Source organism: Micromonospora sp. NPDC049679 (genome assembly GCF_040659735.1).
Lineage (GTDB): Bacteria > Actinomycetota > Actinomycetes > Mycobacteriales > Micromonosporaceae > Micromonospora_I.
Window position 1 is genome coordinate 138,447 of record NZ_JBFANZ010000009.1, and the last position, 10,203, is coordinate 148,649.

9 protein-coding genes are annotated in these 10,203 nt (G+C 70.5%); 6 read left to right on the forward strand and 3 right to left on the reverse strand.

Annotated elements, in window-relative coordinates:
* Positions 1-47: 47 nt before the first annotated feature.
* The gene (gene galE / locus AB0J06_RS08870; protein ID WP_357426225.1) at positions 48-1,025 is read right to left on the reverse strand and encodes a UDP-glucose 4-epimerase GalE; all 978 of its coding nucleotides are present in this window, start codon (positions 1,023-1,025) and stop codon (positions 48-50) included.
* 139 nt (positions 1,026-1,164) lie between these two features.
* Here galE and AB0J06_RS08875 point away from each other — a divergent pair, with 139 nt between their 5' ends.
* From AB0J06_RS08875 to AB0J06_RS08895, 5 genes are all read left to right on the forward strand, one after another.
* Complete coding sequence (locus tag AB0J06_RS08875; RefSeq protein ID WP_357426227.1) at positions 1,165-2,310, forward strand: hemolysin family protein; 1,146 nt, start codon at positions 1,165-1,167, stop codon at positions 2,308-2,310.
* A gap of 114 nt (positions 2,311-2,424) precedes the next feature.
* Positions 2,425-3,450: a tryptophan--tRNA ligase gene (gene trpS, locus AB0J06_RS08880; protein ID WP_357426229.1), complete on the forward strand. Its 1,026-nt coding sequence runs from the start codon at positions 2,425-2,427 to the stop codon at positions 3,448-3,450.
* A gap of 134 nt (positions 3,451-3,584) precedes the next feature.
* Positions 3,585-4,142 (forward strand): 2'-5' RNA ligase family protein, encoded by a 558-nt coding sequence (locus AB0J06_RS08885; protein WP_357426231.1) that lies wholly within the window; start codon positions 3,585-3,587, stop codon positions 4,140-4,142.
* Positions 4,143-4,282: 140 nt separating this feature from the next.
* Complete coding sequence (locus AB0J06_RS08890) at positions 4,283-5,197, forward strand: YhjD/YihY/BrkB family envelope integrity protein (RefSeq protein WP_357426233.1); 915 nt, start codon at positions 4,283-4,285, stop codon at positions 5,195-5,197.
* Between the two features lie 40 nt (positions 5,198-5,237).
* Positions 5,238-5,669 carry a hypothetical protein gene (locus AB0J06_RS08895; RefSeq protein ID WP_357426235.1) on the forward strand — a complete coding sequence of 144 codons (432 nt, stop codon included), beginning with the start codon at positions 5,238-5,240 and terminating at the stop codon, positions 5,667-5,669.
* A gap of 155 nt (positions 5,670-5,824) precedes the next feature.
* On the opposite strand, the gene AB0J06_RS08900 is transcribed toward AB0J06_RS08895, so the two are convergent.
* Positions 5,825-7,501 carry a glycoside hydrolase family 13 protein gene (locus tag AB0J06_RS08900; protein WP_357426271.1) on the reverse strand — a complete coding sequence of 559 codons (1,677 nt, stop codon included), beginning with the start codon at positions 7,499-7,501 and terminating at the stop codon, positions 5,825-5,827.
* Between the two features lie 100 nt (positions 7,502-7,601).
* On the reverse strand, positions 7,602-8,657 hold the full coding sequence (locus AB0J06_RS08905) for a LacI family DNA-binding transcriptional regulator (protein WP_357426237.1): 1,056 nt from the start codon (positions 8,655-8,657) through the stop codon (positions 7,602-7,604).
* A gap of 191 nt (positions 8,658-8,848) precedes the next feature.
* On the opposite strand from AB0J06_RS08905, the gene AB0J06_RS08910 reads away from it, so the two are divergent.
* A complete protein-coding gene (locus AB0J06_RS08910; RefSeq protein WP_357426239.1) occupies positions 8,849-10,096 on the forward strand; it encodes a maltose ABC transporter substrate-binding protein in 1,248 nt (415 codons plus the stop codon).
* The last annotated feature ends 107 nt before the right edge of the window (positions 10,097-10,203 follow it).

Here is a 10,203-nt window from a genome sequence, read left to right on the forward strand (position 1 = left end):
ATCGACGCGCGGGGGCGGGCGGGGCGGGCGTGCGTCGGCGGGGTGGGTCAGGCGATGTGGGCGCGGTAGAAGGTCCACGCGTCGCTGACCATGTCCTGCAGCGTCGGCTTCGCCGGCACCCAGCCCAATTCCGCGCGGGCCCGCTCGGACGAGGCGACCAGCGCTGCCGGATCGCCCTCGCGGCGCGGGGCCATCTCCACCGGCACCGGGTGTCCGGTCACCTCACGCACGACCTCGACGACCTCCCGGTTGGAGAAGCCGTTGCCGTTGCCGAGGTTGTAGAACCGGTGCTCGCCGGGGCGGGCGGCGCCGAGGGCGAGCAGGTGGGCCCGGGCCAGGTCCTCCACGTGGATGTAGTCGCGGACGCAGGTGCCGTCGGCGGTGGGGTAGTCGTCGCCGAAGAGCTGCAGCTTGTTCCGCTTCCCGGCCGCGACCTGCAGGGCGATCGGGATGAGATGGCTCTCCGGGTCGTGCCGCTCGCCGAGCGAGGCGCCGCCGGGGCGCAGGTAGGCGCCGGCCACGTTGAAGTAGCGCATCGAGACCGCGGCCAGCTCGTGGGCGAACGCCTCCGAGGTGAGCACCATGTCGACGGCGAGTTTCGTCGCGCCGTACGTGCTGGTCGGAGCCTTCACCGCGGTCTCGGAGATGGGGAGCTCGGTCGGGTTTCCGTAGACCGCGGCGGTGGAGGAGAAGACGAAGCGGGGTACGCCCGCGGCGCGCACCGCGTCGATGAGGGCGATCGAGCCCACCGTGTTGTTGTGCCAGTACATCTCCGGCTTCACCATCGACTCGCCGGCCGCGATGAGGGCGGCGAAGTGCAGCACGCCGTCGAACCCCGCCTGCGGAGTCAGCACCTGCGCCGCGTCATGGATGGGTGCGCGGACGAACGTCGCCTCCGGCGCCAGCGCCTCGGCGTGCCCGGTACGCAGGTCGTCGAGGACGGTCACCTCGTGCCCCGCATCGAGCAGCATCCGGGTGACAACGCTGCCGATATATCCGGCACCCCCGGTGACCAGCAGTTTCACGGTGCGGCCTCCTCGTATGTCGATCCGGGCGGCCCTCGTGGGCAGGCCCGTCCCCGACAGGGTAGGCGGTGCGCAGGGGTGCCGACCTACCGGCCGAACAGATCACCGCGCGATGCCGGCCTGTCTACCATTGGCGGTTATGCAGGGTGCCGGCCGTGCCGGGCTCCGGGGGCGCCGCCCGCGGGGCCGCCCTCGACGTCAACCCGGTCGGTTGGCCCGCGGTCTCGCCGGTTTGATGGTGCGCGCCGCCGACGCCTCGATCCGACTGGTGACCGCGCTGCTCGGCGCGAGTCCCACGGCGGGCCGGGAGCGGATCAGCGAGTCCGAACTGCGCGATCTGGTCGCCGCCAACACGCTGCTCGATCCGGTCGAACGCCGGATCATCGATGAGGTGCTGATGGCCGGCGCCAGCCTGGTGCGGGAGGTGATGATGCCCCGCACCGAGGTCACGTTCCTCGCCGCCCGGCTCACCCTCGACGAGGCCGCGCTGCTGGTCAGGGCGGAGACGCACACCCGCTACCCCGTCGTGGACGGCACCCACGACGACGTGATCGGTTTCGTGCACCTGCGGGACGTGCTGATCCGGCCGGAGGACGACGCCCGCACGACGATCGGCGAGCTGACCCGCGAGGTGAAGCGGTTGCCGGGGAGTAAGCGGGTGCTGGCGGCGCTCTCCGAGATGCGCCGGGAGCGGCAGCATCTGGCGGTGGTGGTCGACGAGTACGGGGGCACCGCGGGGATCGTCACGCTCGAAGACCTGATCGAGGAGTTGGTCGGCGAGATCCACGACGAGTACGACGCCCCCGATCCGGTGATGGCGGGGATGCCCGCTCAGCTCGACGGGAGGCTGAACCTCGCCGACTTCGCCGAGCGGACCGGGCTGGTGTTGCCGCAGGGTCCGTACGAGACGGTCGGCGGTTTCGTGATGGCGGCGCTGGGCCGGCTGCCGGTGGTGGGTGACGAGGTGCCGCTGCCGGTCGTGGCGGCGGGGCGCGACGTGCGGGGTCGCGACGCGGCGGGTCGGGATAGGGCGGGTCGCGATGGATCAGGTCGCGATGGGGCGGGGGCGGTTCCCGCCGGCCGTGACCCGACGGACCGGGGTGCGCGGGGCGGCGACCGGCCGGTCGGCGGCGACCGGGTGCTGCGGGTGCTCGCGCTGGACGGGCGGCGGGTGGCCCGCGTCGCGGTGTTGTCGCTGCCGGGACCCACGCCGGTGGCGGGGGTGCTGCCATCGACGCGGACGGTTTCCGATGGCGGCGTCACGGCCTCCCTGGACCAGCGCTGACGTTGCGCCGCGCCGGCTCCGCCGGCTTCCGCGGCGTCCGCCGCGTCCCGCCAGATGGTGCGGGGGTGTGGGGGCGTCACCGTGCGCGGCGGCGTTGCTGACAGAATTGACGACATGTCCGAGCCCGCGTCCCGCCCCCGGGTGCTTTCCGGCATCCAGCCGACCGCCGACTCCTTCCACCTCGGTAACTATCTCGGCGCGGTCCGCAACTGGGTGGCGATGCAGGAGACGCATGACGCGTTCTACTGCGTGGTCGACCTGCACGCGATCACCACCGGCAGCGACCCGGAACTGCTGCGCCGGCGCACCCGGGTCTCCGCCGCGCAACTGCTCGCGGTCGGGCTGGACCCCGAGCGGTGCACGCTCTTCGTGCAGTCGCAGGTGCCCGAGCACGCCCAGTTGGCCTGGGTGCTCAACTGCATCACGGGGTTCGGCGAGGCCGGCCGGATGACGCAGTTCAAGGACAAGTCCGCCAAGCAGGGGACCGAGCGGGCCACGGTGGGGCTCTTCACCTATCCGATCCTGCAGGCCGCCGACATTCTGCTCTATCAGGCCGACGCGGTGCCGGTGGGCGAGGACCAGCGTCAGCACCTGGAGCTCACGCGTGATCTCGCGCAGCGCTTCAATTCGCTGTACGGGCCGACCTTCACGCTGCCGGTGCCGTACATCGTGCGCGACACCGCGAAGATCACCGACCTGCAGGACCCGACCGGCAAGATGTCCAAGTCGGCGTCGTCGCCGGCGGGCATCATCGAGCTGCTGGACGACCCGGCGCGGTCGGCCAAGAAGATCCGTTCCGCGGTGACCGACACCGGCCGCGAGATCATCTTTGATCCGGAGAACAAGCCCGGCGTCAGCAACCTGCTGACCATCTACTCCGCGCTGACCGGCCGAAGCATCGATGAGCTGGTCGAGGCGTACGCGGGCGCGGGGTACGGTGATCTCAAGAAGGATCTCGCGGAGGTCGTCGTCGAGTTCGTCCGGCCGATTCAGGAGCGCACCCGCGTTTTCCTCGACGACCCCGGTCAGCTCGACAAGCTGCTGGCGATCGGCGCGGAGAAGGCGCGTGCCGTGGCGTCCGCCACGCTCCGCACGGTCTACGACCGGGTCGGCTTCGTCGCACCGGCGCGGAACGGATGACCGTGGTCACACCCGGGCGCGGCAGAGTTGGTGCGCTCCCGTCATAGCCGGGCAATATGGGGACGCCGCGGCAACTGCAGCGGGCGGAATCCTCCGGCAACGCCGGTCGGTGGTACGAGCGGAAAGAGCGGAGCGTGATTCGCACGGACGGGTTGCCTGATCCCATCACCGTCGAGTCGACGCGGATCGGGGTCGCTATCGACATCCCGGAGCCCTGGGGTGGGGTGCTCACCCGCCGCAGGGCCGAGGCGGGTGATCCGATGGCCGAGTTCGTCCCCGCGCATCTGACGCTCCTGGGGCCGACCGAGATTCCGTTGGCGTCTCTGCCTGCGATCGAGGCGCACCTGGCGGCGGTCGCGGCCGCGCATCCGCCGTACGCGCTGCATCTACGTGGCACCGGCACCTTCCGCCCGATCACCGACGTGGTCTTCGTGGCGGTGGCCGCCGGGATCAGCGAGTGCGAGCTGCTCGCCGAGGCGATCGGCGGGGCCGAGGAGTTGCGGCGGGAGACGCGTTTCCCGTACCACCCCCACGTCACGGTGGCCCAGGATGTGTCACCGGAAGCGCTCGACAAGGTGTACGACGATCTGGCGGGTTTCTCGGCGCTGTTCGAGGTGGACGGGTTCACTCTCTTCTCGCACAGCGGTGAGGGGCGCTGGAAGCCGCACCGGGACTTTCCACTGCGGGGCTGACGGCACCGCGCGTCCGATCATTGGCGGCGACGCCGGCGCGGTGACGTCCGGCGACGGCGGACCGACGGGTGACGCGCCGGTTTGGCCGCTCCGATGCGGCGCTGAGCGCGACGTGCGCCGTGATCGGCGAGGATAGCGGCGTGAATGTCATCGCCCGGATCGAAGCCGCCTGGGATCGCGCGGTCGTCGGCGCCCGCGACCGCTCCCCGGCGTTCGATCATTTCTGGCGGGCGCAGGAGCGTTACACCGAGGTGATGGGCGGGCGCCTGGCCGCCGCTATCGCCTACTACGGGTTCTTTGCCATCTTCGCGCTCGTCCTGGTGGCGTACTCGGTCTTCGGGTTCGTCCTGGAGCGCAACGCCGCGCTGCAGACCGTGGTGCAGGACTTCGTGAACCGGTACGTGCCGTTCATCAAGGTGCAGGAGATCGGCGAGAGCAGCGGCACGGTCGGTGTCGTCGGCGTGATCGGATTGATCTTTACCGGCATCGGTTGGGTGGAGGCGCTCCGGTCGTCGCAGCGATTGATCCATGAGGTGGATCAGCAGCCCGGCAACGTGCTGTTCCGTCGGTTGGTCGACCTCGTGGTGCTCGCCGCGGTGCTCACCCTGATCGTCACCTCGGTGGGGACGACCGACCTGCTGACGTCCCTGCTGCGCGCGCCGCTGGGTGAGCGGGGCGCGCTCGTGTTGACCGTCGTCAGTTGGCTGATGGGCTTCCTGGTGAACATGCTGCTGGCCACCGCGTTGATGGTGGTGGTGCCGCGGTTGCGGATGCCGCCGCGCCGACTGCGCTGGCCGGTGTTCTGGGTGGGCATCGGCATCACCCTGCTCAACACGCTGGGCCGCGGATTCGTGCTCCGGGTGGAGCGCAACCCCGCGTACACCGTGGTGGCCGGCGCGGTGGGCGTGCTGCTCTACCTCTATCTGCTCAATCAGCTGCTGCTCTTCGGCGCGGCCCTTGCGGCGACCAGCGACCACGGGCGGGTCACCGACCTCGCGCGGGGCCGGGTAGCGCGGGCCACCAAAAATGATCTTAATTCGGGGGATTTGGGATAAATGTCCGCGCGCAGACCGCGGACCCACGATGATGATTCACATGGGGGCACTAGTCACGCTGGAGCTGGCCGAGGACTCGCCGGTGCTCAGCATGCCGTGGATCATCACGTTCGGACCGCTCAGTGACGAGGAGGAATGGGAGCCGGTCGTCTGCGGACCGTACGAGCGGCCGCACGCGCTGGCGCTCGCGGAGGCGGTCGTGGCCGACGAGGAGCTGATGGCCGTCGTCGAGCCACTGCTGCCGCACATCTCGGTCGACGAGATCCGCGGCGAGATCACCGCGGCGCAGCGGGCGGCGGAGGAGGAAGCCACGGAGGTCGACGAGGGCGACGCCTACCCGGACTACGCCGAGGACGAGCCGGAGGAGGAGACGCTGGACCACGTCCACCTCGAACCGTCCGCCCCGCCGACCCCGGACGAGGTGCGGGCCGGGCTCGCCCGGATCGCGGAGAAGCTCACCCAGCCGCGTTGACCACGGACGATGCCGGGGTCCCCGGGATCGTCTCCCGGGGACCCCGGCACCACCTTCTCCCCCCACCACAAGGGGTCCGGCCGTCGTACTTCCCACCCAGACGCCCAGTCGCCCGTCGGCGCGAGGCACAACGGACGACCAGGGACGACCCTCTGTTACCCCGCCATCGGCGGTTCGAACCATGCCGCCGCGTCGATCGGCAGAAAAATCTCTCCGCCCCGCTCGATCAGGGGTTCGCTGGCGACGAGCGCCCGGCCATACCCGCTGACCGGTGCGGGCGCGTCGCTGAAGTTGACCGCGCAGACCAGGCCCGTCGACGACCCGGAGCCCGGCCGCACGAAGGCGAGCACCCCCGGCTCCCCATCGAGCCAGGTCAGCTCGGGCCCATCGACCTCGCCGGCGGCGGCGCCGAGGGCGGAGTGGGTGGCCCGGACACCCAACGCCGCCCGGTAGAGCTCCAGAGTGGAGGTCGGGTCGCCGGCCTGGGCGGCCACGGAGAGCGCGCCCCAGGTCGCCGGCGCCGGCAGCCAGGAGAGCGCGCAACCGTCGGGCCCGAAGCCGTACGGCGGGAGGTCGCCGCTCCACGGCAGCGGCACCCGGCAGCCGTCGCGGCTCTCGCCGGTGCGCAGGAACGCCGGGTCCTGGCGCAGTTCGTCCGGGAGGTCCAGCACCTCCGGCAGCCCCAGTTCCTCGCCCTGGTACAGGTAGACGCAGCCGGGCAGCGCGAACATCAGCAGCGCGGCCGCCCTGGCCCGACGTAGCCCGACCGGCCCGTCGCCGTAGCGGGTGACGTGCCGCTGCTTGTCATGGTTGGAGAGAACCCAGGTGGTGGGCGCGCCGACGATCGTCGCCTCGGCGAGCGCGGTATCGATGACTTTGTGGAACGAGTCCGCCGACCAGGTGGCGTCGAGGAAGTCGAAGCTGAAGGCCTGGTGCAGCTCGTCCGGGCCGATGTAGCGGGCGAGGCGTTGCGGCGTCTCCGCCCACGCCTCGGCGACCGCCATCCGCCCACCCGGGTAGCTGTCGAGGATGGGTCGCCAGGCCCGGTAGATGTCGTGCACCTCGTCCTGGTCGAAGTAGGGGAGCCGCCCCTTACCGAGCAGCTCGACCTGGCGTCGGCCGGTCGCGGAGCTGTGGCCGACGTCCGGCAGCCCTTCCTCCTTGATCATCCCGTGTGCGACGTCGATGCGGAAGCCGTCCACCCCCCGGTCGAGCCAGAAGCGGAGCACGTCCTCGAACTCGGCGCGCACCTCCGGGTGGCGCCAGTTGAGATCCGGCTGTGACGGGTCGAAGAGGTGCAGGTACCACTCGCCGTCGGGGAGACGGGTCCAGGCCGGACCGCCGAAGATGGACTCCCAGTCGTTCGGGGGCAGTTCGCCGCCGGCGCCGCGCCCCTCCCGGAAGAGGTAGCGGTCACGCTCCGGTGATCCCGGGGCGGCGGCCAGTGCCGCGACGAACCACGGGTGGGCGCTGGACGTGTGGTTGGGCACGATGTCCACGATGATCCGCAGGCCCAGGGCGTGCGCATCGGTGATCATGGCGTCGAAGTCGGCGAGCGTGCCGAACATCGGATCGACGTCGCGGTAGTCCGAGACGTCGTAGCCGCCATCGATCATGGGGGAGCGGTAGAACGGGGTGAGCCAGAGCGCGTCCACCCCAAGTTCCCGCAGGTAGGGCAGGCGCTGCCGGACGCCCGGCAGGTCGCCGATGCCGTCGCCGTTGCCGTCCGCGAAGCTGCGCACGTAGACCTGGTAGACGACCGCCGAGCGCCACCAGTCGTCGTCGGTCGTCGTCGGTGTGGCGGCGAAGGTCGTCACGGGCTCCCCGTTCATGATCTGGCGCGCGGTCATACGTCGAGTGGTCATGCGTTAAGCAGAAGGATGCCGGCGCACGTCTGAAAGAGTCAAGCAAAGCTTGCGCAAGAAACGGCGGTCACGGCCGTTGCGTGGGCAGCGCTTCGGCGAGACCGCGCGGCGCGGGTGCGATCCCGGTCGATCCGCGGACCACCAGTTCGGGACGGAACACATATTCGGAATGCGGCGCGGCGTGCCCGTTGATCTCATCGACGAGCGCGCGGACGGCCGCGACCGCCATCGCCCGGACCGGCTGGCGCACGGTGGTCAGCGGCGGGTCGGTGAACGCGATCAGCGGCGAGTCGTCGTAGCCCACCACGGAGAGATCCCCGGGCACCGACAGGCCGCGCTGACGTCCGGCCCGGATCGCGCCGAGCGCCATCAGGTCCGAGCCGCAGACCAACCCGGTGACGCCGCGGTCGATCAGCCGGCCGGCCGCCGCCTCGCCCCCCTCGACGCCGAAGAACGACAGCGAGGTGAGCTCGTCGAGTTCGGGCTCGGTGGACCCGACCAGGCGGGTCATCGCGGCCCGGTAGCCGGCGAGCTTGCGGCGCACCGGGATGAACCGGTCGGGCCCGGTGATCAGCCCGATCCGACGGTGGCCGAGAGCTACCAGATGCGAGACGGCGAGTTCGCCGGCGACCCGGTCGTCGCAGGAGACGAAGGGCGCCTCGACGTCCTTGGCGAACCCGTTGACGAGGACGATCGGGAGCGGGCGGCCGATCAGCTTGCGGTAGCGGTCATGGTCGGCCGCGGTGTCGGCGTGCAGGCCCGACACGAAGACGATGCCGGAGACCTGGCGGTCGAGGAGCATCTCGACGTACTCGTCCTCGGTGACGCCGCCGGGCGTCTGGGTGCAGAGCACCGGGGTGTAGCCGGACTGGGCGAGGCTCGATTCGATGATCTGCGCGAAGGCCGGGAATATCGGGTTCTCCAGCTCCGGCACGACGAGACCGACCAGACCGGCGCTGCGCTTGCGCAGCCGCGCGGGACGCTCGTAGCCGAGCACGTCGAGCGCGGTCAGCACGGCCTGCCGGGTCTCGGGTGAGACGCCGGGCCGGTCGTTGAGGACGCGCGACACCGTCGCCTCGCTCACTTCGGCCTGCTGGGCGATGTCGGACAGTCGTGCGCGCATGGCGGCACTTTAGCCTACAAGCAAGATCTTGCGGGCTGGCCTGCAAGCTCTTCCATTACCTGCAACGTCTTGCTAACGTCCCGGCAACACGCGACAGGAGCGGCGCCCACGCGCCGGTTGACACACCTTACGAAGATCCCCACCTGGCCGGTCCGCCTCGCGGCGCGCGGCCATGATCGACAGGAGTTCCGATGCGCATCCGTACCGCGGGTGTGGTCGCCGTCTTCGCCCTCGCCCTCGCCGCCTCCGGCTGCGGCGACGACAAGCCGGCCGCCTCCGACTCCGCCGCCCTTAAGGGCAACGGCGGCAAGCTGGTGATCTGGGCCGACGACAAGCGGACCGCCGCGCTGAAGGCCTTCGCCGACAAGTTCGGCCAGGAGAACGGGGTCACCGTCGAGGTCAACGCCGTCTCCAAGGACCTGCAGACCAACTTCGTCACCGCCTCGCAGCAGGGCAGCGGCCCGGACGTGGTCGTCGGGGCGCACGACTGGATCGGCAACCTGGTGCAGAACGGCGCGATCGACCCGGTGCAACTCGCCGACGGTCAGAAGGGCGCGTTCAACGAGGTCGCCGTCAAGGCCACCACGTTCAACGGCCAGCTCTACGGGGTGCCGTACGCGATGGAGAACATCGCCCTGATCCGGAACACCCAGCTCGCCCCGGCCGCGCCGAAGACCATCGAGGAGCTTGTCGCGTCGGGCAAGAAGCTGCAGGCCGAGAAGAAGGCGAGCGAGATCCTCTGCCTGCAGGTGGGGCAGAACGGCGACGCGTACCACCTCTACCCGCTCTACACCTCGGCCGGTGGATCGCTCTTCGGCACCACCGCCAACGGCGACTATGACCCGAAGCAGCTCGGCGTCGGCAAGCCCGAGTCGATCGCGGCTTTCGAGAAGATCAAGACGCTCGGTGAGAAGGGATCCGGGGCGCTGAAGCGCTCGATCAGCGACACCAACTCGATCGCGACCTTCACCAGCAAGAAGTGCGCCTACCTGGTCTCCGGGCCGTGGGCGGTCGCGGACGCCAAGAAGGCCGGAATCTCCTACGACATCTCGCCGGTCCCCGGCTTCGCCGGCGGCAAGGAAGCGCAGCCGTTCGTCGGGGTGCAGGCGTTCTACGTCGCGGCCAAGGGCAAGAACAAGGCGCTGGCGCAGGAGTTCGTGGCGAACTACACCACGAAGCCCGAGCTGGCCGTGGCGCTCTACAACGCCGAGCCGCGCCCGCCGGCGCTGACCGCGGCGCTCGACCAGGTCAAGGGGAGCGACGCCGACCTGGCCAAGTTCCAGGAGGCCGGTAAGAACGGCCAGGTCCTGCCGGCGATTCCGGCGATGGCCGCCATCTGGGACCCGTTCGGCAAGGCCGAGGCCGCCATCGTCGGTGGTGCCGACGTGACGACCACGGTCACCGCGGCCGGCAAGACCATCGCCGGACAGATCAAGTAACAGCGATGAGCAACCAGCTCTCCGGCGCGGGGGGGGGGGGGGGGCCCCCCCCCCCCCCCCCGGGCCCCCCCCCCCCGGGAAAGAAAACAACAAGACACAACAGAGTG

Excerpts from the sequence above, each read along its gene's own strand:
- trpS (WP_357426229.1), top strand. The coding sequence starts at position 2,425 with ATGTCCGAGCCCGCGTCCCGCCCCCGGGTGCTTTCCGGCATCCAGCCG.
- AB0J06_RS08875 (WP_357426227.1), top strand. The coding sequence starts at position 1,165 with ATGCAGGGTGCCGGCCGTGCCGGGCTCCGGGGGCGCCGCCCGCGGGGC.
- AB0J06_RS08895 (WP_357426235.1), top strand. The coding sequence starts at position 5,238 with ATGGGGGCACTAGTCACGCTGGAGCTGGCCGAGGACTCGCCGGTGCTC.
- AB0J06_RS08910 (WP_357426239.1), top strand. The coding sequence starts at position 8,849 with ATGCGCATCCGTACCGCGGGTGTGGTCGCCGTCTTCGCCCTCGCCCTC.
- AB0J06_RS08905 (WP_357426237.1), bottom strand. The coding sequence starts at position 8,657 with ATGCGCGCACGACTGTCCGACATCGCCCAGCAGGCCGAAGTGAGCGAG.
- AB0J06_RS08900 (WP_357426271.1), bottom strand. The coding sequence starts at position 7,501 with ATGAACGGGGAGCCCGTGACGACCTTCGCCGCCACACCGACGACGACC.